A 23,985-nucleotide genomic window follows, 5' to 3' on the forward strand; every position below is an offset into this window, starting at 1 on the left:
CGCATCAAATAGTTAACCCCGGTCCAGTATACCTGTCTCATGCTAGGAGATTTGGGAGACGGCCCCGACTTCGTAGTCGGGGCCGTTTTTTCATGTCTTTCGATTGGAGGACTCCAAACGAAAGGACCGAGAATAGATGATGATCGAGCCGGTGCCACAACTCGACGAGCTTGCACAGGCGGAGGCGCTGTTTGCCTCCGTACACGCATCACTTGCCGAGTTAAGAGAAGCCTTAGAGAGCCTGAAAGAACGGGCCAAATCCGGAGAGGAGATTGATGCAACCACAACGTCGAAAACCGTCACCCAGTTAGCGGAAACGGTGGTGCGTTGTCAGAAAGCGGGAATGATCTTGTATGACTGCCGAAACAAACATGCCGGAATTGCACGGGGAGGCTATGCCCTCGACCTCGACAAGGCGCGGGCTGATATCGGGTGCAAACTGGATCGGCTCCGCTGCGCCATCGGTTCAGGAGAAATTCCTGAATAAACTGGATGAGGGGGAGCTTCGCGCTCTCCCTTACTTGTTTGAATTCTGGGCAATCGCGCATCAACTGCCGCCGGAGGGCGCGTGGCGGTCATGGGTGATTATGGGCGGGCGCGGTGCAGGTAAGACGCGCGCGGGGGCTGAATGGGTGCGCGCGGCTGTTGAGGGTGCGCGCCCGATGGATGTAGGGCGCTGCCGCCGTGTGGCGCTGGTAGGCGAAACAATCGAGCAGGTGCGCGAGGTGATGATATTCGGCGATAGCGGGATATTGGCCTGCTCGCCCGAGGATCGCCGCCCCGATTGGGAGGCAACGCGCAAGCGGCTGGTCTGGCCCAACGGTGCGATTGCAACGGTTCATTCGGCGTTTGACCCAGAGGGGCTGCGCGGGCCGCAGTTTGATGCAGCCTGGGTGGATGAAATCGCAAAATGGAAAAAGGCGCAAGAGACGTGGGATATGCTGCAATTTGCGCTGCGTCTGGGGACACGTCCGCAGGTTTGCGTGACGACCACGCCGCGCAATGTGGGAGTGCTGAAAGATTTGTTGAAGTCACCGTCAACTGTGGTGACGCACGCGCCGACCGAGGCGAACCGTGCCAATCTGGCGGAATCGTTTTTGGAGGAGGTGCGCGCGCGGTATCGCGGCACGCGATTGGGGCGGCAGGAGTTGGACGGCGTTTTGCTGGCCGATGCCGAGGGGGCGCTGTGGACCAGCGAGATGCTGGAGCAGGCGCGTGTGCAGAATGTCCCACAGCTTGACCGGATTGTGGTAGCTGTTGATCCGGCGACAACGTCGGGGGCCTCGGCGGATGAATGTGGAATTGTGGTGGCGGGGGTGCAGTGCAGCGGGCCGCCACAAGACTGGCGCGCCTATGTGCTGGCCGATTGTACCGTGACGGGCGAGGGCCCGAACGGCTGGGCGCGCGCCGCGATTGCGGCGATGGAGCGGTTTGGTGCGGACCGTTTGGTGGCAGAGGTCAATCAGGGTGGGCAAATGGTGCAAGAAGTTATCCGCCAGGTTGATCCGCTGGTGCCTTACAAAAGTGTACATGCCAGCCGTGGCAAGGTGGCGCGGGCAGAGCCTGTGGCGGCGCTGTACGAGCAGGGGCGGGTGAAGCACATGCCCGATCTGGATGGTCTGGAGGACCAGATGACCCGCATGACACGGCGCGGCTATGAGGGGGGCGGATCGCCGGATCGCGTGGATGCGCTGGTCTGGGCGCTGCATGAGCTGATGATCGAACCTGCGGCCAAGTGGCGACAACCGGGGGTGCGTTCGCTTTAGCGGCGATTTGATGAGGGTTTGAAAGGGGGGCTTCGGCCTCCCTTTTTTGTGTGTGGGGAGGTGTTGCGCGGGGGGCGCGCGGTCTGGTCCGGCAGCATTAGGAATTTAATGGCAAATTGTTTTCAGAAGCGATGGGGCAGCGGATCTGCCACGGGGCAAGAGATGGAGAGAACAGACATGTTTGATTTTCTAAAGCGGGAAGCGGCAGGCGTGGTGGAGGCGAAGGCATCGGCTACGGGGCGTGTTGTTGCGATGCAAAGCTCTGGCCGTGTGGCGTGGAGCCCGCGCGATACGGTATCGCTGACGCGTACGGGTTTTGCGGGCAATCCTGTGGGATTCCGCTCGGTCAAGTTGATTGCAGAGGCAGCGGCGGCCTTGCCGCTGGTGTTGCAGAACGCAGAGCAGCGTTTTGACACGCATCCGGTACTGGGGCTGATTGCGCGGCCCAACGGTGCGCAGGGGCGTGCAGAACTGTTGGAGGCGCTTTATGCGCAGCTGTTGCTATCGGGGGATGGATACATCGAAGCGGTTGGCGGTGACGCCGGCCTGCCGCTGGAGCTGCATGTGCTGCGGTCCGACCGGATGTCTGTTGTGCCAGGTGCAGACGGCTGGCCAGTTGCCTATGAATACGCTGTCGGCGGGCGCAAGCACCGGTTTGACGCGGCTAACGCGTCCCCCATCTGTCATGTGCGCAATTTCCACCCACAAGACGATCACTATGGATTTAGCCCTATGCAGGCGGCGGCAACGGCGGTGGATGTGCATAATTCCGCCTCGCGGTGGAGCAAGGCATTGCTGGACAATGCGGCGCGCCCATCCGGTGCAATCATTTACAAGGGCGCGGATGGTCAAGGCGCAATGAGTAACGATCAATACGAGCGTCTGGTGAGCGAGATGGAGAGCCATCATCAGGGCGCGCGCAACGCGGGGCGGCCTATGCTGCTGGAGGGCGGACTTGACTGGAAGCCGATGGGATTCTCGCCCAGCGATATGGAATTCCAGAAGACCAAAGAAGCGGCGGCGCGCGAAATTGCGTTGGCGTTTGGTGTGCCGCCAATGCTGATCGGAATCCAGGGGGACGCGACCTATGCGAACTATCAGGAAGCGCACCGCGCGTTTTACCGCCTGACGGTGTTGCCGTTGGCAACGCGGGTCACGGCAGTGTTGGCGCATTGGCTGGCGGGTTTCAGTGGCGAGCAGGTTGAACTGAAGCCCGATCTGGATCAGGTGCCCGCGCTGAGCGGCGAGCGGGATGCGCAGTGGGCGCGTGTGGCGGGTGCGGATTTTCTGACTCAGGGAGAGAAGCGCGCGCTGTTGGGCCTGCCTGCGGTGGCTGCGGATGAGTGAGCTGCCGATCGAGCGGTTTCAATGCGCGCCGGGTATGCGGCTGCAGGCGCACGAACGGGTGAGCGCAATCCATCTGGCAAATCTTGATAAGCGGCTGGACCGGATCGAGCAGATGATGGAGCGGCTGGAGCGGCGGCTGTGGCTGGCTGTCTATGGGGTGGCGGGGGTGATTTTGGCAAAAGCGGTGCAGACGTTTCTGGCTGTGACCCCCGTGGGCTGAACGCAACAACAGGAGACTACGATGGATATGAGTGGAAACAACTTCGCGCATGGCGCGGAGAACGGCGGCGGCTTGCCTGCGCTTGAGCGCAAATTTGTGCAGTTTGACGAGGTTGCGAAGGTGGACGGCGGTGTCGAGATAAAGGGCTACGCCAGTTTTTTCGACGCAGTTGATCAGGGCAACGATGTGGTGCAGCGCGGGGCGTACGGTGCCAGCCTGATGGCGCTGAAGGCGGCGGGGCGCGGCGTAAAGATGTTGTGGCAGCATGATCCGGCGCAACCGATTGGCGTGTGGGACGAGGTACGCGAGGACGGGCGCGGTCTGTTCGTAAAGGGCCGGATTTTGCAATCGGTTGAGAAGGGCCGAGAGGCGATTGCCCTGATCGAAGCCGGGGCGATTGACGGTCTGTCGATCGGTTATCGCACGGTGAAGGCATGCAAGAACACCAAGGGCCAGCGGCTCTTGCAGGAACTGGAGCTTTGGGAGGTGTCGCTGGTGACCTTTCCGATGCTTCCCAGTGCGCGGGTGGCGGCGAAGGCGGACGGTTTTGTCCGTATCGGTGACGTCCTGCGCGAGATGGCGGGGGTGTTTGATGCAGCGTGCGCTGACATCGGAGCCCGCCAAGACAACCAAAAGGGGAACGCGAGATGAGCGATACCAACAACGATGCCGCGGGTCTTTCCCCGGCTGAGGATGTGCGGCGGGCTGTTACAGGCTTTGTCACGCAGTTCAAAGGCTTCCAAGCCGACATTGAGACCAAACTTCAACAAACAGAAGAGCGAATGACCATGCTGGATCGTAAAACACTGACTGCTGCGCGTACTCCTTTGGCGGGAGCCACTGATATGGGCGCACCGCACAAGAAAGCCTTTAACGCCTATGTGCGTTCCGGCGATGATGACGGGCTGCGTGGTCTGGAACTGGAGGGCAAGGCGCTGTCCACGGCGGTGAATTCCGACGGTGGGTATCTGGTTGATCCGCAGACCTCGGATATTGTGAAATCTGTTCTGAATACTACGGCGTCGATCCGTGCGATTGCTTCTGTCGTGAATGTCGAGGCGACATCGTACGATGTTCTGGTGGATCATTCCGATGTGGGCGCAGGCTGGGCAACCGAGTCGTCGGTCATCGGGGAGAGTGATACGCCGCAGATCGACCGCATCACCGTGCAGTTGCACGAGTTAAGCGCGCTGCCAAAAGCGTCCCAGCGTCTGCTGGATGATGCAGCGTTTGACATCGAAGGTTGGCTGGCGGGACGTATCGCCGACAAGTTCGCCCGTGCCGAAGCGGGGGCGTTTATCAACGGTGATGGTATCGACAAGCCCAGAGGTATTCTGGCCCACCCCACGGTAGATAACGATGTCTGGGCCTGGGGCAATCTGGGTTACGTGCCGACCGGTGTATCGGGGGAGGTCACGCCGGATGCGATTGTGGATGTGGTTTATGCGCTGGGTGCGCAGTACCGCGCAAATGCGTCTTTTGTGATGAACTCCAAAACCGCCGGACTGGTGCGCAAGCTGAAGGACATGGACGGGCGGTTTGTCTGGTCCGATGGTCTGGCCGCGGGAGAGCCTGCGCGTTTGATGGGCTATCCGGTGCTGATTGCCGAGGACATGCCTGATGCAAATGCAGACGAGATGGCGATTGCCTTTGGTGATTTCGCAGCAGGCTACACGATTGCCGAACGTCCCGATCTGCGCATCCTGCGCGACCCGTTCAGCGCCAAGCCGCATGTCCTGTTCTACGCAACCAAGCGTGTGGGCGGTGATGTGAGCGATTTTGCAGCGATCAAGCTGCTGAAATTCGGCACGTCCTAAGCGGATGCCGGAACCGGAGCGGGGGAGCCTGCTCCGGTACGGGCGTGCGCCCAAATGTACACTTCGCATTGTCTAGCTGCTCCTCCTCCGACCGAGCAATGCGCAGGTGGGGTGTGCGTCCGGCAGGGGAGTGGCCTGTCAGTGCGCGAATATGACGTAAGGTTTGAGAGAGGCTTTGGGATGTTGAAGACAGAAACAAATGTGCCGGATGCGGCCCTGCCGGTTGCGGCGTTCAAGGCGCATCTGCGCATGGGCACCGGATTTGGCGAGGACACATTGCAGGATGCGGTGCTGGGCAGCTTTCTGCGCGCGGCATTGGCGGCGATAGAGGCACGCACAGGCAAGATACTGTTGGAAAAGGAGTTGACGCTGGCGGTGTCGGAGTTGCGTGATCAGTCCGCCCTGTCGCTGACTGTGGCACCTGTCACGGTTATTGCGGATGTGCGTGTGGTGTCGCGCAGCGGTGTGGAGCAGATCATTGATGCAAGCCGCTATTGGCTGGAGCGTGACGGACATAACCCGCGCTTGCGCGCAACCGGTGCCAGTCTGGCGGGGATCGAAACAGGCGGGGAAATGCGGGTGCGGTTTTTGGCGGGCTACGGTCCCGAGTGGGACGATGTGCCAGCCGATATGCAGCAGGCGGTACTGATGCTGGCCGCGCATTATTATGAGTACCGTCACGATACCGCGCTGGCCAACGGCTGTATGCCATTTGGCGTGACCGCCCTGATCGAGCGTTTCCGCTGTTTGCGGCTGGGTCGCACGGGAGCGCGATCATGAGCGCGCCGCGATTGAACCGCCAGCTGGTTCTGGAGACACCGGACATGCTGAGCGATGGAGCAGGCGGCTACGTCAAGGGTTGGGTGCCGCTGGGGATCATGTGGGCGCAGGTCACACCGCGCAGTGGGCGGGAAACGGCGCAGGGTGGCGCCCCCGTCAGCCGCATGGCTTATCGCATCACGGTACGCGGCGCGCCAAACGGCAGTGATAAACGCCCTGCCGCAGAGCAGCGCTTTCGCGAGGGCGAGCGTATTTTTACAATCGAAGCGGTTTCGGAGGCCGACCCGGCGGGGCGCTATCTGACCTGCTTTGCCCAAGAGGAGCAGGTTGTATGAGCTATGCACTTTCAGGGGCGCTTCAATCGGCGGTGTTTGCCTGCCTCAAGGCAGACGCTGCACTGACGGCGCTTGTCGGGGAAGAGGTATATGATGCGGTGCCAGCTGGCAGTATGCCCAACCTTTATGTGCGGCTGGGATCGGAGACGGTGCGGGATGCATCGGATGGGAGTGGTGCGGGGGCTGTGCATCTGTTCACGGTGTCGGTGATCACCACAAACCCCGGTTTCACCTCGGCAAAAATGGCAGCAGCGGCGGTGAGTGATGCGCTGCACGGCGCTGATCTGTCGCTGAGCCGCGGCAACCTGGTTTTTCTGCGTTTTGAGCGCGCGTCGGCAAAGCGGATCGATGCGGCCAGTGCGCGCCAGATTGATCTTCGGTTTCGCGCACGGATGCAGGACGGCTGATGCAAGGAACTCACGGATAACAAATTCTCAACGCCCAAGGGCACACTACAGGAGTACGCAGAATGGCTGTTCAGGCAGGTAAAGATCTATTGGTCAAAGTGGATATGACAACCGATGGCAATTTCGAAACCATTGCGGGGCTACGCGCCACGCGGATCAGTTTCAACGCCGAAGCGGTGGATGTAACGGCGCTGGACAGCGAGGGCGGCTGGCGCGAGCTGTTGGCCGGTGCGGGCGTGCGGTCTGCCGCCATCAGCGGGTCGGGGGTGTTTCGCGATGCCGCCACTGATGAGCGCGCCCGCCAGTTGTTGTTTGACGGTCTAACGCCCGATTTTCAGGTGGTGATCCCCGAATTCGGTGTGGTCGAGGGGCCGTTTCAGGTGACATCGCTTGAATACGCAGGCCAGTTGAACGGAGAGGCAACCTACGAGCTGTCCCTCGCCTCGGCAGGGCAATTGCAGTTCATCCCATACGTCGATCCGGTGATCTGAGTATGGAAAACCGCTGGCGGGGAGAGGTGGGGCTGGTCGTAGATGGCCAGCACCACAGGATGAAGTTGACTTTGGGCGCGCTGGCCGAGCTGGAGGAAGATCTTGCCGAACCCTCCTTGATGGCGCTGGTGCAGCGGTTCGAGACGGGCGGGTTCAGCACACGCGATGTGCTGGCGCTGCTCTGCGCCGGGTTGCGCGGTGGCGGTGTCCAGATGGACCCTGATGCGTTGGCCCGTGCGGAGATTGACGGCGGCCCGATGCGCGCCGCGCAAGCCGCCGCCGAACTGTTGGCGCGCGCGTTTGTGGTGCAGGGGTGAGCACAGGCTTTGACTGGCCTGCGCTGTTGCGCGCCGGACTGCACGGATTGCAGCTGAGCCCGGATGCCTTCTGGGCGCTGACGCCTGCTGAATTGCAACTGATGTTGGGCAGCGGTGGCGGCAATGCCCCCATGCTGAGTGACGGTTTGGCGGCCCTGATGGCAGCCTATCCCGACAAGACAAAGGACCACAATGATGAGAGATGACGAAAGCTTTGACGATCTGGCAGAAAATGCCACTGATCTGAACCAGACGCTGGGGCAGACAAGCGTGCTGGTATCCGGTTTTGACAGTGAGCTTCGCCGGATGAGCACATCACTGGCAGCAACAGGCAAGGACGTGGCCACACTTGAGCGCGGGCTAAGCCGTGGATTGCGCAAGGCGTTTGACGGTGTGGTGTTTGACGGGATGAAGCTGTCGGATGCGCTTAGCACTGTGGCACAGTCGCTGTCCAACAGTGCCTACAATGCTGCAATCAAGCCTGTGACAAACCACTTTGGCGGTTTGCTGACGCAAGGGGTGACGGGGCTGGTGCAGGGCATTCTGCCGTTTGCCAATGGTGCGCCGTTCAGTTCGGGCCGCGTGATGCCGTTTGCCGATGGCGGTGTGGTGTCACAGGCCACCCATTTCGGCATGCGCGGCGGTATGGGCGTTATGGGCGAAGCGGGGCCGGAGGCGATCATGCCGCTGGCGCGTGGCCCTGATGGCAAGCTGGGCGTGCGTGCAGGCGGCGGCGGTGGTGGCGCTGCCACGGTGGTGATGAACATCTCTACCCCAGATGTGGCGGGTTTCCAACGCTCGCGCGGGCAGATCGCCGCACAGATGAGCCGCGCACTGAGCGCCGGTCAGAAAAACCGATAACAAGGGGAGCGATGCGATGAACTTTCACGAGGTACAATTTCCGGCTGATCTGAGCTTTGGCGCGCTGGGCGGACCGCAGCGGCGGGTTGACGTGGTGGCTCTTGCCAACGGGTATGAAGAGCGCAACACGCCGTGGGCTCATTCGCGCCGCGTCTATGACGCAGGGCTTGGTCTGCGTTCGCTCGACGATGTGGAGGCAGTGATTGCGTTTTATGAGGCGCGGTATGGTCAGATGTACGGATTTCGCTGGAAGGATTGGTCCGACTACAAATCGTCCAGACCTTCGGTAGAAATTTCCCGCTCAGATCAGGAAATCGCAACCGGTGATGGGGTCAAAACCGCCTTCCAGATCATCAAGACCTATCGTTCAGGCGGGCATTCCTATGCGCGCCCGATCACCAAGCCCGTTGCCGGCAGTGTTGTCGTTGCGGTTGAGCAGGACGACAAAAAAGAGGCGATTGATTACGAGGTGGACAACACCACAGGGATCATCACCTTCAAACGTGCACCCGACCCCGATACGCGGGTCTACGCGGGGTATGAATTTGACGTGCCGGTGCGATTTGACAGCGATAGCCTACTGACCAATATCGCCAGTTTTCATGCCGGACAGGTGCCCGATATTCCGGTGCGCGAGGTGCGTGTGTAATGGCTGATTTCAATGAAAAGCTGGCCGCGCATCTGGGCGGCGGCCTGACCACTGTTTGTCACGCTTGGGCCATAACCCGCAAGGATGGCGCCGTATTTGCATTCACCGACCATGATCTGCCATTGAACTTCGCCGGATACGAATTTCGCGCCGACACGGGGCTGAGCGCGCTGGCATTGGCACAGTCAACGGGCCTGTCAGTAGACAATACCGAAGCATTGGGCGCGCTGTCAGATGCAAGCCTGCGCGAGGACGAAATCGAGCAGGGCCGGTTTGACGGTGCAGAGGTGCGTGCGTGGTTGGTGAATTGGGCCGATCCGGCACAGCACTGGTTGAACTTTCGCGGCCATCTTGGCGAACTGACCCGCGCAGGCGGCGGGTTTCGTGCAGAGCTGCGCGGTTTGACCGAAGGGCTGAACCGTCCGGTTGGGCGGGTCTATCAAAAACCCTGTTCCGCTGTGCTGGGCGATGGCAACTGCCGGTTTAACCTTGCGCAGGAAGGGTATGCGCACAGCCTGCCTGTCGAGGTCGCGGAAGGGGCGCGGCGTTTCGTTTGGCAGGGCTTTCCCGCCTACGACACCGATTGGTTTACACGCGGTCGGCTGGAGGTGCTGGACGGCCCTGCGGCGGGCCTGTGGGGCGGTATCAAATCCGACCGGACGGAACAGGGCGCGCGTGTGATCGAGCTGTGGGAGCCGATCCGCGGGATGGTCAGCGCAGGCACGCAGGTGCGGCTGGTTGCAGGATGTGACAAGCGGGTCAAAACCTGTCGTTTGAAATTCAACAATTTTGACAACTACCAAGGCTTTCCCGATTTGCCGGGGGAAGATTGGGTGGTGTCTGTGCCCAGCAGCAAAAACGTCAACAGCGGCGGATCACTGAGATGACCGGCGCGCGGATTGTGAATGTGGCACGCAGCTGGATCGGAACCCCGTATGTGCATCAAAGTGCTGTGCGCGGGGCTGGAAGCGATTGTCTGGGGCTGGTGCGTGGTGTCTGGCGCGAGCTTTATGGGTGCGAGCCCGAGGACGTACCCGCCTATTCGATGGATTGGTCGGAACCACAGGGCGAGGAGCGCCTGTGGGACGCCGCCCTGCGCCACCTGACGCCCAAGCGACCGGAACAGGCGGCTGTGGGCGATGTATTGTTGTTTCGTATGCGGCCCGGGGCAGTTGCCAAACATCTGGGCATCCAGAGCCGGTCCGGAACCGACGCGCGGTTTATCCACGCATATTCACGCTACGGCGTGGTTGAAAGTGCGCTGTCCGCGCCGTGGCGCCGCCGTGTGGTGGCGTGTTTTGAATTTCCTCGGGAGGTCATCTGATGGCGACAATTTTATTTTCTGCGGCCGGTGCAGCCGTTGGCGGCTCTATCGGTGGTACGCTTGCGGGGTTATCCTCTGTTGCGGTGGGGCGCGCTGTTGGCGCGACGTTGGGGCGGGTTGTGGACCAGAAAATTCTGGGCAGTGGCGCGCAGGCTGTCGAGACGGGTAAAGTTGACCGTTTCCGCCTGACCAGTGCGGGTGAGGGCGATCCGGTAACGCAGCTTTACGGTCGGTTGCGCTTGGGTGGCCAGATCATCTGGGCCTCGGATTTTGAAGAGGTCAGCAGCACAACCGGCGGCGGCAAAGGCGCGGGATCGCAGCCCAAGACAACCGAGTACAGCTACTCGGTCAACGTGGCGATTGCGCTGTGTGAAGGGGAGATTACCCGTGTTGGCCGCATCTGGGCGGACGGAGAGGAGATCGCCCGCGATGATCTGAACATGACCGTTTATACAGGGAGCAAAGATCAACAACCCGATCCGCTGATCGAAGCGATTGAGGGACCGGGTGAAGTGCCTGCCTATCGCGGCACCGCGTATGTCGTGATGGAGGCGCTTGGCCTGCAACGCTTTGGCAACCGCGTACCGCAGTTTAGTTTTGAGGTGATCCGGCCTGAACAACGCGGTGCAGAGGGCGCAAGCCATGCACTGGCGTATGGTGTTGAAGGTGTCGCGCTTATTCCGGGAACGGGAGAGTACTCCCTTGCCACTACGCCGGTCAGCTACGGCGGTGAGAACGAAGCGCGCTGGAGTGCAAACATCAACTCCCCCTCGGGCAAGACGGATTTTGCAACCTCGCTTGAGACGCTGGACGAGGAATTGCCGGAGTTGAAAGCGGCATCACTGGTGGTTTCATGGTTCGGATCGGACCTTCGTGCAGCTGAATGCCGTGTGCAGCCAAAGATTGAAGATCCCGAAATTGAAGGCGAAGAGATGCCGTGGAATGTGGCCGGAGTGGCCCGCTCTTCGGCAGCGGTTATCTCGCGCGGCGTAGATGGCCGCCCGATCTATGGCGGCACACCTGCCGATGCGGCGGTGGTCGAGGCGATTAAGGCCATGAACGCCGATGGTAAAGCAGTGATGTTTTATCCGTTCATCCTGATGGACCAGATGGAGGGCAACACGTTGCCCAATCCCTACAACGATAACACAGGGCAACCGCCGCTTCCTTGGCGGGGTCGTGTTACGCTGGACAAGGCTCCGGGGCAGGTGGGATCAGCAGATAACACCCCTGCCGCAGCCTTGGATGTAGCAGCGTTTTTCGGGGCCGTGCAAGCCAGCGATTTTCTGATCGAAGAAGGTGTCGTCAGCTATTCTGGCCCACAGGAGTGGACCCTGTCTCGCTTCATTCTGCATTACGCTGCCCTGTGTAAGGCTGCGGGGGGCGTTGATGCGTTCTGTATCGGGTCTGAAATGCGCGCGTTGACGCAGATCCGCGCGGGGCGCACGGAATTTCCCGCAGTTGACGCTTTCATCGCGCTGGCCGCACAGGTGCGCGCCATCGTCGGGCCGGATACCAAGATCAGCTATGCGGCTGACTGGAGTGAGTATTTCGGGTTTCAACCCAATGACGGAAGCGGCGATCGGATATTCCATCTCGATCCGCTTTGGGCTGATCCGAATATCGATTTCATCGGCATCGACAATTATATGCCGCTGTCGGATTGGCGCGAAGGGGTCGATCACGTTGATGCGCAGGAATGGGACAGCATCTATAATCTGGCCTATCTGCAATCCAACATTGAAGGCGGCGAGGGGTATGATTGGTTTTATGGCTCTGCCGATGAACGTGCGGCGCAGATTCGCACGCCCATCACGGATGGAGCGCATGACGAGCCTTGGATTTACCGCTACAAAGACATCCGCAACTGGTGGGGCAACCTGCATTATAACCGTATTTCCGGCGTGCGCGCAGAACAGCCGACAGGTTGGCTGGCGGGGCATAAGCCTGTATGGTTTACCGAGTACGGATGTGCAGCAATTGACAAGGGCACCAACCAGCCGAACAAATTTCTGGACCTGAAGTCATCCGAAAGCAGTCTGCCGCGCCATTCTGACGGTGCGCGCGATGATCTGATCCAGATGCAGTATTTGCGCGCAATGATCGATTACTGGGCGCAGCCGGAAAACAATCTGCAGGGTATCGAATACGACGGCCCGATGATTGACATGCGCCGTGCGTTTGTCTGGGCGTGGGATGTGCGGCCTTATCCGTTCTTTCCAAACAACCGCGATCTGTGGAGCGATGGCGCAAGCTATGCGCGCGGGCACTGGCTGAACGGGCGCACATCCTCGCGCAGTCTGGCGTCGGTGGTGGGCGAGATTTGCCGCCGCTCCGGTGTTGCCGCCTACGACACAACCGGCCTTTACGGTCTGGTTCGTGGCTATGGTGTGTCGGACGTGGGCGATGCGCGTGCTGCGCTGCAACCGTTGATGGTGCGCTACGGCTTTGATGCGATCGAACGTGACGGCGTGCTTCAGTTCCGCATGCGGGACGGGTTGCGCGCAACCAAGCTTGACGCGGAACGCTTTGCCATCAGCTCGGATCTTGACGGAACAACCGTGCAGGTGCGCGAGGCTGACGCGGCCCTATCTGGCCGTGTGCGCCTGCGATTTATTCAGGCGGACGCCAGCTATGACGTGATATCGGAAGAAGCGGTTTTGCCGGACGAGGAAACCCACGCCGTGGCAACAACCGAATTTACCATGCTTCTGACCCGCGCCGAAGGGCGTCAGGTGGCAGAACGTTGGCTGAATGAGGCCCGCATTGCGCGTGAAACAGTACAGTTTGCGCTTCCCCCGTCCAGAATGCCGGTACGCGCGGGCGATGTGGTGTCGCTGCCCGCGGATCAGCAAGAGGGGCCATCGCTTTACCGGATCGACCGCGTCGATCAGGCAGAGTTCCAGCAAATCGAGGCGGTCCGCATTGATCCGCAGGTCTATGATGCCGCGCCGCTGGCGGATGAATTGGTGAGCATTCGCCGCTTTGTCGCGCCAGTGCCGATCTATCCGCTGTTTCTGGATTTGCCACTTTTGTCCGGTGACGAAGTACCGCACGCGCCCCATATCGCGGCAAGCGGTAATCCGTGGCCCGGAAGTGTTGCGCTGTATTCCAGTCTGACGGATCAGAACTATGGCTTGAACGCGATTCTGCCGATCCGTGCAACAATCGGCACAACCCAATCGCCGCTGAGAGCTGCGCCGGCGGGTCTTGTTGACCGTGGCGCGTCGCTTCAGGTGAAGCTGATCAGCGGACGGTTGGAAACTGTGGATCGCGATGCGCTGTTGAGCGGCGCGAATCTTGCCGCGATCGGCGATGGGACCAGCGACAATTGGGAAATTTTCCAGTTCGAGTCAGCAGAGCTGATTGCGCCCAATACCTATCTGCTGCGCAACCGGCTGCGGGGTCAGGTCGGTTCGGACGGGCTGATGCCCGATGTCTGGCCCGAGGGGTCGCAATTTGTGCTGCTGAACTCTGTTCCTGTCCAGATTGAACTGCGGCGCAATTTGCGCGGAGTTGCGCAGAACTTTCGGATCGGCCCGGCACAGCGCCCGGCGGATGATCCATCGTTCCGGCAATTGCAGCGGGCATTTAACGGAAATGGTTTGCGGCCTTATGCACCTGCCCGATTGCGCGCGGGAGAGGATGCGGAAGGAACGCTGGCACTGACATGGGTGCGGCGCACACGCATCGACGGCGATAACTGGGACACACCCGAAGTGCCGCTGGGGGAGGAAACCGAAAGCTATCGTGTTCGAATCGTCAAAGACGGTACGCTGTTGCGAGCGGAGACTGTGTCAGCGCCCCAGTTCACCTACAGCTCAAGTGATCAGGACGCAGACGGCGCTGCGCGTCCCTTCAGTATAGAGGTGGCCCAGATATCGGCCACCTACGGCACGGGATTGGTCAGACGCATCGTGGTTGCGACATCGTGAGACAGGTCGGACTAGCAGACCTGTACCATGCCGCGCGGGCGGTACAGGCTGTACCTGAAAGAGGGCGTTTGGAATTGTGTGACCTGCTTTTGTGGCGCGCGCATGTCGCAGACAAATATGTTAAAAGGCTGAAAAAACTACACCCGTTATGGGGAGATGGAAGTCTGCGCGCAGTGTCGTTGCAAGATATTTATAAACGGGAACAGGTGATTATACCAAAAGAACTGCAACATTGCATGTTGATTGTTTTAAGCGCGCTTGTAGCGAGGCAAGCCGAACACGGACGTAAACTTGTACCCGATGGGTTTGCACTTGGTGAAACTACCATTAAGTAATAAGTGTATTTGCACAAAAAGGAGCATCCTTGATGGCCAGCCCGCAGAGACATGTCACTTCCGTTGATCCGGTCTGGGACCAGATAAAGAGCGATGCCCAAAAAGCCGTTGCAAAGGAGCCGCTGATTGGCGGTTTTGTCCATGCAACGATCCTGCACCATCTTTCAATTGAAAAAGCGCTTTCCTATCGCATCGCGGCGAAACTGTCGTCAAACGAAATGTCGATGATGGTTGTGCGCGAAGTGGTCGAGCAGGCCTATGCAGAGGACCCTGATCTGGTGGAGGCAGCCCGCGCCGATTTGGTTGCGATCTATGAGCGTGATCCCGCGTGCCATAGACTGTTGCAGCCGATCCTGTACTTCAAAGGATATCAGGCTGTACAGGCTTACCGTATTGGTCACCACCTGTGGAAAAACCAGCAGCAGGATTTGGCGTACTTCTTCCAGATGCGTATATCAGAGATATTCGGGGTGGATATTCACCCCAATGCGCGGATTGGCAAAGGTATTATGATCGACCATGCACATTCGATTGTTATTGGTGAAACCGCTGTGGTCGGAAACAATGTCTCGATGCTGCATTCAGTCACTTTGGGAGGGACAGGCAAGGAAGAAGAAGACCGTCATCCAAAGATCGGTGACGGCGTTTTGATCGGGGCAGGGGCCAAGGTGCTGGGTAATATCCGGATCGGTCATTGCAGCCGCATCGCGGCGGGTTCGGTCGTGCTGGAAGAAGTGCCGCCGTGCAAAACCGTAGCTGGTATTCCTGCGCGTATTGTCGGGGAAGCCGGGTGTGATCAACCGGCGATTTCAATGAACCATATGCTTGGCCCTTGGGAAGATTGACCTATATTTCGGGATAAGCGCTTAAAAGCCGGAGCAACGCTCCGGCTTTTGGTTTTGGTAACTATTCCTTTGGAAGTGAAGATGAGGGGCTTTGCCCTTCAAACTCCCCAGGATATTTTCAGCCAAAAGAAATATCAGGCCAGCATGGTCATCGGCGCTTCGAGGTTTTCTTTGATCGCATTCAGCAATTCCGCCCCCAGTGCCCCGTCGATGACGCGGTGATCAACGGATAGAGTCACTGACATAACGGTGGCTACGGTCAATTCGCCATCCTTGCCGACCACAGGCTTTTTGGTTCCTGCTCCAACCGCAAGGATCGCGCCATGTGGCGGGTTGATAACAGCATCAAAGTTATCGATGCCGAACATGCCAAGGTTGGAGATTGCGAAACTGCCGCCCTGATATTCATGGGGCGCAAGTTTTCTGTCTTTTGCACGGGCGGCGAGGTCTTTCATCTCCGCGCTGAGAGTGGAGAGCGATTTCATATCCGCGTCTTTGAGGACCGGTGTGAACAGGCCGCCTTCGATTGCCACAGCAACGGCCACATCCGAAGGTTTAAGTTTGAATATCTTGTCGCCAGCCCAAACCGCATTGGCATCGGGAACCTGTTGCAGCGCGAGGGCGCAGGCCTTGATGATGAAATCATTGACCGACAGTTTTACGCCACGTGGTTCGAGCTGTTTGTTGAGCTGTGCGCGGAAGGCCATCAGATCATCCAAATGGATATCGCGGCGCAGATAGAAATGGGGCACAGTCTGTTTGGCTTCGGTCAAGCGTGCGGCGATGGTTTTGCGCATACCGTCCAGCTTGACTTCCTCGTATTCGCGGCCTTCGTACATCTTGGCGACAGCATCGCTGGACGAACTCTGAGCGGCGGCGACTGGCACGGCCTCTGCCGGTTTTTCCGCGGCCTTAGGGGCATCGGTCTTGTCGAGGTTTTCAACATCAACTTTTATTATGCGCCCGCGAGGGCCGGAGCCATTGATCTGGGCAAGGTCCAACCCTTTTTGTGCGGCGATGCGGCGGGCTAAGGGAGAGGCGAAAATACGATCGCCGTCTGCATCGGTGCCTGCGGCGGGCGCGGTTGAGACGGCTTGCTCCTCTTTGGCGGGGGCTGTGTCTTCTTTGGCGGGTTTTTCGGGAGGCGCTTCGGCCTTGTCTGTTTTGGCTTGTTTGGCGGAGCCATCGGAGATGTCATCCGCGCTTTCACCTTCTTCCAGCAGGACTGCGATAGGCGTGTTTACCTTCACCCCTTCGGTGCCATCGGCAATTAGGATCTTGCCGATGATCCCTTCATCCACGGCCTCGAATTCCATTGTGGCTTTGTCTGTCTCGATTTCGCACATAACATCACCGGAGGAGACTTCGTCACCTTCTTTGACAAGCCATTTGGCCAATGTGCCTTCTTCCATGGTAGGCGATAGGGCGGGCATGAGGATTTCTGTAGGCATTGTGTCCGCTCCTTACTTGTATGTGACGTTTTTCACAGCGTCGATAACTTCGGCAACCGTGATCAAGGCATGTTTTTCAAGGTTCGCGGCGTAGGGCATCGGGACATCCTTACCGGTGCAGTTGATAACCGGCGCGTCAAGGTAGTCAAACGCTTCCTGCATCACGACAGAGCTGATGTAGCTGCCGACAGAGCCTTGCGGCCAGCCTTCCTCAACGGTGACCAGACGGTTGGTTTTCTTCACCGATTTGATGATTGCCGGCGTGTCCATCGGACGCAATGTGCGCAGGTCGATCACCTCGGCCATGATGCCTTCCTCGGCCAGCTTTTCGGCGGCTTCCAAGGCGTAGGTCATGCCGATGCCGAAGCTGACGATCGTCACATCGTCGCCCTCGCGCCAGATGCGGGCCTTTCCAAACGGCACCGTATAGTCGTCTAGGTCGGGGACATCGAAACTGCGCCCGTAAAGGATCTCGTTTTCAAGGAAGATCACAGGGTTCGGATCGCGAATGGCGGTTTTGATCAGGCCTTTGTAATCCGACGCGCAATAGGGCATCGCCACTTTCAACCCGGGTATCTGCATGTACCATGCGGCGTAGTCCTGACTGTGCTGTGCGCCGACGCGCGCTGCTGCGCCGTTGGGGCCACGAAATACCATCGGGGCGCCCATCTGACCACCCGACATATACAGGGTCTTGGCCGCAGAGTTGATGATGTGGTCAATCGCCTGCATGGCAAAGTTGAACGTCATAAACTCGACAATTGGCTTCAATCCGGCAAACGCGGCACCGACGCCAATACCGGCAAAGCCGTGTTCGGTGATTGGTGTATCGATCACGCGCTTGGCGCCGAATTCGTCCAGCATACCTTGGGTGATTTTATAGGCACCCTGATACTCGGCCACTTCTTCGCCCATGATGAAAACATCTTCATCACGGCGCATCTCTTCGGACATACCGTCGCGTAAAGCCTCGCGCACTGTCTGCTGCTTGAGCTTTGTGCCCTGGGGCCAATCGGGTGAGGTATCGACCTGCGGTTTAGGCTGCTTCTTGCCCTCGGTCGGGGCCGCTTGCGAAGGCTCTTCTTTCTTTTCGGTTTTCGGAGTTTCTGCGGGTTTCTCGGCGACATCATCCATTGCCGATGCATCCTCGCCTTCTTCCAGCAGCACGGCAATTGCGGTGTTTACTTTCACACCCTCGGTGCCTTCGGCGATCAGAATTTTACCGATCACGCCTTCATCGGTCGCTTCGAATTCCATCGTCGCCTTGTCGGTTTCGATTTCCGCCATGATATCGCCGGAGGAGACAGTGTCGCCCTCCTTGACCAGCCATTTGGCCAGCGTGCCTTCTTCCATGGTGGGGCTTAGGGCGGGCATTAGGATTTCGGTTGCCATATCTCAAGCCTCCTGTGGAATTGTGTCAGCGTAAATGTCGGTCCAAAGCTCGTCCAGATGCGGTTCGGGGCTGTCTTTGGCAAATTCCGCGCTCTCGTTCACGATGGCTTTGATTTCCTTGTCGACGGCCTTCAGGTCGTCTTCGCTGGCGTGCTTGCCGGTCAGCAGCAGGGTGCGCACCGCCTCAATGGGATCACGCTCGTCGCGGATTTTCTGCACCTCTTCGCGGGTGCGGTATTTTGCCGGATCAGACATGGAGTGGCCGCGATAGCGGTATGTCTTGATTTCCAGAATATAGGGGCCCTTGCCGGAGCGGCAGTGTTTGACCGCCGTTTCGCCAGCGGCTTTCACCGCCAGTACGTCCATGCCATCCACAGCCTCCCCCGGAATGCCGAACGCCTTACCACGCTCGTAGATCTCGGCGCTGGAGGTGGAGCGCTGCTGGGATGTGCCCATCGCATACTGATTGTTCTCGATCACAAATATACACGGCAACTGCCACAGGGCGGCCATGTTGAATGTCTCGTAGACCTGGCCCTGATTGGCCGCGCCGTCCCCGAAATAGGTGAAGGTAACGCGTCCGTTGTCTTTGTACTTGTCCGCAAATGCCAGACCCGCACCCAACGGCACCTGCGCTGCAACGATGCCGTGACCGCCATAAAAATGCTTCTCTTTCGAGAACATATGCATGGAGCCGCCCTTGCCCTTGGAATACCCGCCCTCGCGGCCTGTCAGCTCTGCCATAACGCCGTTGGGGTCCATGCCGCAGGCCAGCATGTGACCATGATCGCGGTAGGAAGTGATGCGTTTGTCGCCTTCTTCTGCCGTTGCTTCCAACCCGACAACAACCGCTTCCTGACCGATGTAAAGGTGGCAAAAACCGCCGATCAGACCCATGCCGTACAACTGGCCCGCCTTTTCCTCGAATCGCCGTATCAGCAGCATCTCGCGATAGTATGTCATCAACTCTTCTGCCGAGACATTGGATGAGGTTGTTTTGGCACTTGGCTTTTTGGCAGCCATAAGGCGATCCTCCCGTCGATGCAGCATGACCGCACCGAATATAGTTTAACGTTAAACTATATCATAGCGGATTCGAATCCGCTTGGCGAGAGAACTTTGCAGGCTTGCAGCATTTCGGAACAGACGAAAAAATTAGCGGATAACGATCTCGTCCGCGCGCACCATCCCAAGAACCGAGCGGGCCTGCTCGTCCAGCAGATCCAGATCCAGATAGTCGTCCGACAGCCGGTGGGTCAGGTTTTCCATTTCGGCTACCTCCGCACGTACCGCGTACAGCTGCGCGCGCATGTCGTTTGCCTCGGCCATGATTTCCGCGCGGCGGAACAGGCCAAAATCACCCTGCACAGCGGCAAACATGAAATAAAGGCTCAGCGCGAACGAGATCGCAAAAAACAATAGGGGGCCGAACGACGGTTTGCTCATGAATAGATGCCTCGGTGCGAATGCCTGTGAATTCTGCTGTTTGGATGCCTCTTGGCGGGCGATGGATGCAGTATGACACAGACGATTCGCAAAAGGAATCCCCTACGATTCGCTCGGCGGAAAATGTTTGGGCATCTGTGGGAGGAAAGGCGCAGGTTATCCCCCCAGCGCCGCCACTCCGGGCAGGGTTTTGCCCTCCATCCATTCCAGAAACGCACCACCAGCAGTCGAAATATAGGTGAAATCATCTGCTGCACCGGCCTGATTTAGCGCCGCAACCGTATCACCGCCACCGGCAACGGAAATCAGCGCGCCATTGCGGGTATGCTTTGCTGCGGCCTGCGCGGCAGCAACAGTGGCGGTGTCAAAGGGGGCAATTTCAAATGCGCCCATCGGGCCGTTCCAGATCAGCGTTTTCAAACCGTCAAAGGCAATCTCGACCTGCGAAACGGTTTCCGGTCCAGCGTCCAGAACCATCTGGTCATCCTCCAGTACAGTATCAGGTCCAAGCAACTCGACGGTGTGATCCGCCCCGGCCTTGAACTCGCGCGCAACCAGCCCGTCCACAGGCAACAACACGCGGCAGCCTGCCTTATCCGCCTGGGCCAGTATATCACGCGCGGTATCCAGATAATCATCCTCGCACAGCGATGCGCCCAGTTGCGCGCCTTGCGCCACCAGGAATGTGTTTGCCATGCCGCCCCCGATGACCAGCAGATCAAGACGGTTCACCAGATTTTCAAGCAATGCGATTTTGGTTGAGACCTTCGCGCCGCCCACCACGGCCCCTACAGGGCGTTCAGGCTTTGACAGGGCCGCTTCCAGCGCCGACAGTTCCGCCTGCATCAAACGCCCCGCACAAGAGGGCAGGTGGTGCGCGACCCCCTCGGTCGAGGCATGCGCACGGTGCGCCGCTGAAAATGCATCATTGCAGTAAACGTCACCCAGCTTGGCCAGACGGGCGGAGAATTCCGGGTCATTTGCTTCTTCACCGGGGTGAAAGCGGATGTTTTCGATCAGGACGACATCCGCCGCCGCCGCTTCGGCGGTCAGGTTCTCGGCGGCGTCCAGCGTCTCCACCAGCGCGACAGAGCGCATCAATGCCCGTTTGAGCGCAGGCAACACCTGCCGCAAGCTCATCTCAAGGTTGACCTTGCCTTTAGGGCGGCCGAAATGCGCCAGCAATACAGGTGTGCCGCCTTTGGACAGAATATCATGCACCGTGGGGACGATACGCTCGATCCGCGTGGCATCCGTGACCATACCTTTTTCGACGGGGACGTTGATATCTACCCGCACCAGCACCCGTTTGCCGTGTAAATCCATATCGTCGAGTGATTTCCAGCCCATGTTATGCGGTCCCTCAAGTCTGTGATCAATGTTCAGGTGTTGTTTTGCCGTTATCTCGCCGAGGGTCAATGCATCGCCTTGGCAATTCTGGCGATGCGCCTTAGGTAACATAACAGATTTACGAAGGAGCGCCCCATGGCCGAGATCAAAGACCCCGAAAATACTATCCTGATAGAACTGAAAGACGGCACCGTTGTCATCGAGCTGCTGCCCGATGTTGCCCCCCAACACGTGGAGCGTATGAAAACGCTTGCGCGCGAAGGTGCTTATGACAACGTCGCCTTCCATCGCGTCATCGACGGCTTTATGGCCCAGACAGGTGATGTACAGCACGCCAACATGGAAAAAGACTATAACCCACGTGCCGCAGGTACAGGCGGTTCGCAGTATCCCGATGTTCCGGCAGAATTTTCCAAGGTGCCACACGCACGCGGCGCATTGGGCGCAGCACGCTCTGCCAACCCGAACTCCGCCAACAGCCAGTTCTTCATCAGCTTCAAGGACAACGACTTCCTGAACGGCCAGTACACCGTTTACGGCAACGTCATCTCCGGCATGGAGCATGTGGACAAGATCGCCAAAGGCGAGCCACCGGCAAACCCTGATCGCATGATCAGCGTGAAAGTTGCAGCAGATGCATAAGGTTCTGGCAGGCGGGCTGTTTGCGGCCCTTTTCGCCGGCCCTGTTGCCGCGTCCGGTCTGAAGATCGAAGTGGCGGGCGAGGCAAACGGCACCGTAATGATCGATCTGTTCGAAGATATCGCACCCCAGCATGTGGCCCGCATTACGCAACTTGCGGCAGATGGCAAATACGACGGTGTTGTGTTCCACCGCGTTATCGACGGCTTTATGGCGCAGACGGGCGACGTAGAGCATGGCCGCAAAGGCAGTGACATGCGCCGCGCAGGCACCGGCGGTTCCGACCTGCCCGACCTTCCCGCCGAGTTCTCGGACACGCCCTTCGAAAAGGGTGTGGTCGGCATGGCGCGCGCCCAAAGCCCCGATTCGGCGAACAGCCAGTTCTTTATCATGTTCGACGAAGCGCCGTTTCTGAACGGCCAGTACACGGTTGTCGGCCGTGTCACGGAAGGGCAGGACGTTGTGGATGCGATCAAGCTGGGCACCGGCGGCAACGGCGCTGTCATCGGTGAACCCGATATGATGGAAACCGTCACCGTAACTGAATGATTGCGCAGAAGTTAGCCCATTAAAAAGGCGTCTCATACGAGGCGCCTTTTTTGTATTTGATAATAGATAACGCGAGTTAACTCGGCCTTGAACACAGCATCCGATATTCCGTGTAAAACCGAATGCCGATGCAAAGATGTGAATGTCATTTTCGTGACTATTTCAAAATTGCGGGTTCATAAACCAACGCTGGTGCGGCGAGAGGTGGAGAATCCCCATCACGAGAAAACCGCTTCAGTCTCGCAAGAATGCCACCTTTGTGCCGTTGTCTGACCATGGTTGACAGGCACTAACTTCGATTAGCTGCAACAGCGCGATCGGGTGCCAAGGAAATGCCAACCTTTAATATAGATAGCGGTAACGCAACGACATTCACCGATGCGACACCCAGTACAGGCCTGGTGATTGATTTCGCGAGCCTGGACAATAGTTTCAGTGTGCAGATCAATGGCGTTAACTTGTTTGTTGGCGGACCAACAGGAGCAGAAAACGAACTGGAGTTCCAGACAAGCGGAACAGCAGGCCAGACTGTTCGATTTGCTGATGGGGACCAATATGCCGTCAACACACCAGAGGTTTGGCAGCTTTCAGGCACTAACGAAAATCCGATAGTCCGGTTGGAAATCAATCCTGACGGAACGATCGCGTTGTATGGTGTTAAGGCAAATAACGGAACGCTAGAGCCGCTGGAACTGTTCAACGGGCTGTCCGTAAATACTGCGGCTATCGACGCGGCTTGGAACGATAGTGGTCCCAATACCATCGTCGTTGATCAGGCTGTGACAGGGCCAACAAACGCAAGTGGTGAGATTGAGGATGTTCCTTGCTTTGCATCGAACACACTTATCCAGACTTTGTCTGGTCCTGTCCCGATTGAAAATCTGAAGGTTGCTGATCAGGTTCTCACTTATGATAACGGCTATGAAGCAATTCGATGGATCGGGTCGCGTAGGTTGAGCAATGCCCAGCTTCAGGCGAATCCGAAGTTAAAACCAATTCTCATACGCGCAGATGCCTTAGGACAGGGACACCCCGCGCGAGATTTGATTGTGTCGCCGCAGCATCGTGTTCTTGTGTCGTCAGCGATTGCTAAGCGCATGTTTGATTGTAAAGAGGTTCTGATACCGGCAAATAAACTTCTTCCCCTGGATGGGATCGACATTTTACACGAAAACCCTGACGGCGTAGAATATTGGCACATTCTTTTGAACAATCACGAAATTGTCTGGTCCAACGGTACACCAACAGAAAGCCTGTTTACCGGTTCGCAGGCATTAAAAGCTTTGCCGCCCGAAAGCCGTATCGAGATACAGACGATATTTCCAAAGATTTTCGAGACAACCTTTGAACCGACTTCTGCACGCTACATTCCGAAGAAAGGCAAATTGATAAAGAAGTTGGTTCAGCGACACGATGTCAACAGGAAGCCAATTTACAGCTCAAAACTACAACAGTGCGCCAGTGTTTAAAATTTGAATTCTTGTCGGTGCCGCGCCCTTCGCGCGAGCTGACGATGCAACTAACTTTAGCGATATCCGATCGAGTCGGCACAGTGGGCAGTCCACAAGCTTATTCGTAAATAGCTAGCAAAGCAGACCAATTTAAAGCGGCCGTACATTCTGGTTGAAATCCAGCAGATGCTCCAAAAGCGCGTGAAACGAATGTGCTAGGATTAAGGTCACAATCCTAAGCACTATAAAAAAACGCCATGAGCGGGGCTCACGGCGT

The 23,985-nt window shown here is 58.2% G+C and carries 27 protein-coding genes; 22 read left to right on the top strand and 5 right to left on the bottom strand.

Features of this window, described 5'->3' with window-relative positions; genetic code table 11:
- Positions 1-136: 136 nt before the first annotated feature.
- The 19 genes from OS189_RS02175 to cysE all read left to right on the top strand — a co-directional run bounded on the left by OS189_RS02175 (position 137) and on the right by cysE (position 15,429).
- Positions 137-487: a hypothetical protein gene (locus OS189_RS02175; RefSeq protein WP_267165633.1), complete on the top strand. Its 351-nt coding sequence runs from the start codon at positions 137-139 to the stop codon at positions 485-487.
- A complete protein-coding gene (locus OS189_RS02180; protein ID WP_267165634.1) occupies positions 396-1,766 on the top strand; it encodes a DNA-packaging protein in 1,371 nt (456 codons plus the stop codon). The genes OS189_RS02175 and OS189_RS02180 overlap by 92 nt, the downstream gene beginning before the upstream one ends.
- A 177-nt stretch (positions 1,767-1,943) precedes the next feature.
- Complete coding sequence (locus tag OS189_RS02185; RefSeq protein ID WP_267165635.1) at positions 1,944-3,113, top strand: phage portal protein; 1,170 nt, start codon at positions 1,944-1,946, stop codon at positions 3,111-3,113.
- Positions 3,106-3,333: a GTA head formation protein, RCAP_rcc01685 family gene (locus OS189_RS02190; protein WP_267165636.1), complete on the top strand. Its 228-nt coding sequence runs from the start codon at positions 3,106-3,108 to the stop codon at positions 3,331-3,333. The genes OS189_RS02185 and OS189_RS02190 overlap by 8 nt, the downstream gene beginning before the upstream one ends.
- 21 nt (positions 3,334-3,354) lie before the next feature.
- Positions 3,355-3,984 carry an HK97 family phage prohead protease gene (locus OS189_RS02195; RefSeq protein ID WP_267165637.1) on the top strand — a complete coding sequence of 210 codons (630 nt, stop codon included), beginning with the start codon at positions 3,355-3,357 and terminating at the stop codon, positions 3,982-3,984.
- Complete coding sequence (locus OS189_RS02200; protein WP_267165638.1) at positions 3,981-5,150, top strand: phage major capsid protein; 1,170 nt, start codon at positions 3,981-3,983, stop codon at positions 5,148-5,150. Before OS189_RS02195 ends, OS189_RS02200 begins: the two co-directional genes overlap by 4 nt.
- A 180-nt stretch (positions 5,151-5,330) precedes the next feature.
- Positions 5,331-5,930 (top strand): head-tail connector protein, encoded by a 600-nt coding sequence (locus OS189_RS02205; protein WP_267165639.1) that lies wholly within the window; start codon positions 5,331-5,333, stop codon positions 5,928-5,930.
- Positions 5,927-6,265: a phage head closure protein gene (locus OS189_RS02210; protein WP_267165640.1), complete on the top strand. Its 339-nt coding sequence runs from the start codon at positions 5,927-5,929 to the stop codon at positions 6,263-6,265. The genes OS189_RS02205 and OS189_RS02210 overlap by 4 nt, the downstream gene beginning before the upstream one ends.
- Positions 6,262-6,672 (top strand): DUF3168 domain-containing protein, encoded by a 411-nt coding sequence (locus OS189_RS02215; RefSeq protein WP_267165641.1) that lies wholly within the window; start codon positions 6,262-6,264, stop codon positions 6,670-6,672. Before OS189_RS02210 ends, OS189_RS02215 begins: the two co-directional genes overlap by 4 nt.
- A 62-nt stretch (positions 6,673-6,734) precedes the next feature.
- A complete protein-coding gene (locus OS189_RS02220; RefSeq protein WP_267165642.1) occupies positions 6,735-7,163 on the top strand; it encodes a phage major tail protein, TP901-1 family in 429 nt (142 codons plus the stop codon).
- Positions 7,164-7,165: 2 nt separating this feature from the next.
- On the top strand, positions 7,166-7,480 hold the full coding sequence (locus tag OS189_RS02225; protein ID WP_267165643.1) for a gene transfer agent family protein: 315 nt from the start codon (positions 7,166-7,168) through the stop codon (positions 7,478-7,480).
- Complete coding sequence (locus tag OS189_RS02230; protein ID WP_267165644.1) at positions 7,477-7,686, top strand: rcc01693 family protein; 210 nt, start codon at positions 7,477-7,479, stop codon at positions 7,684-7,686. The genes OS189_RS02225 and OS189_RS02230 overlap by 4 nt, the downstream gene beginning before the upstream one ends.
- Positions 7,676-8,341: an RcGTA-type gene transfer agent tail tape measure protein gene (locus tag OS189_RS02235; protein WP_267165645.1), complete on the top strand. Its 666-nt coding sequence runs from the start codon at positions 7,676-7,678 to the stop codon at positions 8,339-8,341. The genes OS189_RS02230 and OS189_RS02235 overlap by 11 nt, the downstream gene beginning before the upstream one ends.
- 16 nt (positions 8,342-8,357) lie before the next feature.
- A complete protein-coding gene (locus OS189_RS02240) occupies positions 8,358-8,990 on the top strand; it encodes a DUF2460 domain-containing protein (RefSeq protein WP_267165646.1) in 633 nt (210 codons plus the stop codon).
- Positions 8,990-9,877: a phage/gene transfer agent baseplate hub protein gene (locus tag OS189_RS02245; RefSeq protein WP_267165647.1), complete on the top strand. Its 888-nt coding sequence runs from the start codon at positions 8,990-8,992 to the stop codon at positions 9,875-9,877. The genes OS189_RS02240 and OS189_RS02245 overlap by 1 nt, the downstream gene beginning before the upstream one ends.
- The gene (locus OS189_RS02250; RefSeq protein ID WP_267165648.1) at positions 9,874-10,314 is read left to right on the top strand and encodes an NlpC/P60 family protein; all 441 of its coding nucleotides are present in this window, start codon (positions 9,874-9,876) and stop codon (positions 10,312-10,314) included. Before OS189_RS02245 ends, OS189_RS02250 begins: the two co-directional genes overlap by 4 nt.
- On the top strand, positions 10,314-14,249 hold the full coding sequence (locus OS189_RS02255) for a baseplate multidomain protein megatron (RefSeq protein ID WP_267165649.1): 3,936 nt from the start codon (positions 10,314-10,316) through the stop codon (positions 14,247-14,249). Before OS189_RS02250 ends, OS189_RS02255 begins: the two co-directional genes overlap by 1 nt.
- Positions 14,246-14,584 (top strand): DUF7742 family protein, encoded by a 339-nt coding sequence (locus tag OS189_RS18755; RefSeq protein ID WP_502226659.1) that lies wholly within the window; start codon positions 14,246-14,248, stop codon positions 14,582-14,584. The genes OS189_RS02255 and OS189_RS18755 overlap by 4 nt, the downstream gene beginning before the upstream one ends.
- Before the next feature lie 32 nt (positions 14,585-14,616).
- On the top strand, positions 14,617-15,429 hold the full coding sequence (gene cysE / locus OS189_RS02260; protein ID WP_267165650.1) for a serine O-acetyltransferase: 813 nt from the start codon (positions 14,617-14,619) through the stop codon (positions 15,427-15,429).
- A 134-nt stretch (positions 15,430-15,563) separates the two neighbouring features.
- On the opposite strand, the gene OS189_RS02265 is transcribed toward cysE, so the two are convergent.
- The 5 genes from OS189_RS02265 to OS189_RS02285 form a co-directional block, all read right to left on the bottom strand.
- Complete coding sequence (locus OS189_RS02265) at positions 15,564-16,880, bottom strand: pyruvate dehydrogenase complex dihydrolipoamide acetyltransferase (protein WP_267165651.1); 1,317 nt, start codon at positions 16,878-16,880, stop codon at positions 15,564-15,566.
- 12 nt (positions 16,881-16,892) lie between these two features.
- A complete protein-coding gene (locus tag OS189_RS02270; protein WP_267165652.1) occupies positions 16,893-18,272 on the bottom strand; it encodes a pyruvate dehydrogenase complex E1 component subunit beta in 1,380 nt (459 codons plus the stop codon).
- Between the two features lie 3 nt (positions 18,273-18,275).
- Positions 18,276-19,295 (bottom strand): pyruvate dehydrogenase (acetyl-transferring) E1 component subunit alpha, encoded by a 1,020-nt coding sequence (pdhA, locus tag OS189_RS02275; protein WP_267165653.1) that lies wholly within the window; start codon positions 19,293-19,295, stop codon positions 18,276-18,278.
- Between the two features lie 132 nt (positions 19,296-19,427).
- Entirely contained in the window at positions 19,428-19,718 is a 291-nt protein-coding gene (locus OS189_RS02280; protein ID WP_267165654.1) for an FtsB family cell division protein, read from the bottom strand.
- 156 nt (positions 19,719-19,874) lie between these two features.
- Complete coding sequence (locus OS189_RS02285) at positions 19,875-21,068, bottom strand: phosphoglycerate kinase (RefSeq protein ID WP_267165655.1); 1,194 nt, start codon at positions 21,066-21,068, stop codon at positions 19,875-19,877.
- 135 nt (positions 21,069-21,203) lie between these two features.
- Here OS189_RS02285 and OS189_RS02290 point away from each other — a divergent pair, with 135 nt between their 5' ends.
- The 3 genes from OS189_RS02290 (at position 21,204) to OS189_RS02300 (ending at position 23,726) form a co-directional block, all read left to right on the top strand.
- On the top strand, positions 21,204-21,710 hold the full coding sequence (locus OS189_RS02290; RefSeq protein ID WP_267165656.1) for a peptidylprolyl isomerase: 507 nt from the start codon (positions 21,204-21,206) through the stop codon (positions 21,708-21,710).
- Positions 21,703-22,257: a peptidylprolyl isomerase gene (locus OS189_RS02295; protein WP_267165657.1), complete on the top strand. Its 555-nt coding sequence runs from the start codon at positions 21,703-21,705 to the stop codon at positions 22,255-22,257. The genes OS189_RS02290 and OS189_RS02295 overlap by 8 nt, the downstream gene beginning before the upstream one ends.
- A 332-nt stretch (positions 22,258-22,589) precedes the next feature.
- Positions 22,590-23,726: a Hint domain-containing protein gene (locus tag OS189_RS02300; protein WP_267165658.1), complete on the top strand. Its 1,137-nt coding sequence runs from the start codon at positions 22,590-22,592 to the stop codon at positions 23,724-23,726.
- Positions 23,727-23,985 lie beyond the last annotated feature (259 nt).

This window comes from Sulfitobacter sp. F26169L, from assembly GCF_026410285.1.
GTDB lineage: Bacteria > Pseudomonadota > Alphaproteobacteria > Rhodobacterales > Rhodobacteraceae > Sulfitobacter.

Coding starts and splice junctions, on each gene's coding strand:
- OS189_RS02175 (WP_267165633.1), top strand. CDS start 137: ATGATGATCGAGCCGGTGCCACAACTCGACGAGCTTGCACAGGCGGAG.
- OS189_RS02180 (WP_267165634.1), top strand. CDS start 396: ATGCCCTCGACCTCGACAAGGCGCGGGCTGATATCGGGTGCAAACTGG.
- OS189_RS02185 (WP_267165635.1), top strand. CDS start 1,944: ATGTTTGATTTTCTAAAGCGGGAAGCGGCAGGCGTGGTGGAGGCGAAG.
- OS189_RS02190 (WP_267165636.1), top strand. CDS start 3,106: ATGAGTGAGCTGCCGATCGAGCGGTTTCAATGCGCGCCGGGTATGCGG.
- OS189_RS02195 (WP_267165637.1), top strand. CDS start 3,355: ATGGATATGAGTGGAAACAACTTCGCGCATGGCGCGGAGAACGGCGGC.
- OS189_RS02200 (WP_267165638.1), top strand. CDS start 3,981: ATGAGCGATACCAACAACGATGCCGCGGGTCTTTCCCCGGCTGAGGAT.
- OS189_RS02205 (WP_267165639.1), top strand. CDS start 5,331: ATGTTGAAGACAGAAACAAATGTGCCGGATGCGGCCCTGCCGGTTGCG.
- OS189_RS02210 (WP_267165640.1), top strand. CDS start 5,927: ATGAGCGCGCCGCGATTGAACCGCCAGCTGGTTCTGGAGACACCGGAC.
- OS189_RS02215 (WP_267165641.1), top strand. CDS start 6,262: ATGAGCTATGCACTTTCAGGGGCGCTTCAATCGGCGGTGTTTGCCTGC.
- OS189_RS02220 (WP_267165642.1), top strand. CDS start 6,735: ATGGCTGTTCAGGCAGGTAAAGATCTATTGGTCAAAGTGGATATGACA.
- OS189_RS02225 (WP_267165643.1), top strand. CDS start 7,166: ATGGAAAACCGCTGGCGGGGAGAGGTGGGGCTGGTCGTAGATGGCCAG.
- OS189_RS02235 (WP_267165645.1), top strand. CDS start 7,676: ATGAGAGATGACGAAAGCTTTGACGATCTGGCAGAAAATGCCACTGAT.
- OS189_RS02240 (WP_267165646.1), top strand. CDS start 8,358: ATGAACTTTCACGAGGTACAATTTCCGGCTGATCTGAGCTTTGGCGCG.
- OS189_RS02245 (WP_267165647.1), top strand. CDS start 8,990: ATGGCTGATTTCAATGAAAAGCTGGCCGCGCATCTGGGCGGCGGCCTG.
- OS189_RS02250 (WP_267165648.1), top strand. CDS start 9,874: ATGACCGGCGCGCGGATTGTGAATGTGGCACGCAGCTGGATCGGAACC.
- OS189_RS02255 (WP_267165649.1), top strand. CDS start 10,314: ATGGCGACAATTTTATTTTCTGCGGCCGGTGCAGCCGTTGGCGGCTCT.
- cysE (WP_267165650.1), top strand. CDS start 14,617: ATGGCCAGCCCGCAGAGACATGTCACTTCCGTTGATCCGGTCTGGGAC.
- OS189_RS02265 (WP_267165651.1), bottom strand. CDS start 16,880: ATGCCTACAGAAATCCTCATGCCCGCCCTATCGCCTACCATGGAAGAA.
- OS189_RS02270 (WP_267165652.1), bottom strand. CDS start 18,272: ATGGCAACCGAAATCCTAATGCCCGCCCTAAGCCCCACCATGGAAGAA.
- pdhA (WP_267165653.1), bottom strand. CDS start 19,295: ATGGCTGCCAAAAAGCCAAGTGCCAAAACAACCTCATCCAATGTCTCG.
- OS189_RS02280 (WP_267165654.1), bottom strand. CDS start 19,718: ATGAGCAAACCGTCGTTCGGCCCCCTATTGTTTTTTGCGATCTCGTTC.
- OS189_RS02285 (WP_267165655.1), bottom strand. CDS start 21,068: ATGGGCTGGAAATCACTCGACGATATGGATTTACACGGCAAACGGGTG.
- OS189_RS02290 (WP_267165656.1), top strand. CDS start 21,204: ATGGCCGAGATCAAAGACCCCGAAAATACTATCCTGATAGAACTGAAA.
- OS189_RS02295 (WP_267165657.1), top strand. CDS start 21,703: ATGCATAAGGTTCTGGCAGGCGGGCTGTTTGCGGCCCTTTTCGCCGGC.
- OS189_RS02300 (WP_267165658.1), top strand. CDS start 22,590: ATGCCAACCTTTAATATAGATAGCGGTAACGCAACGACATTCACCGAT.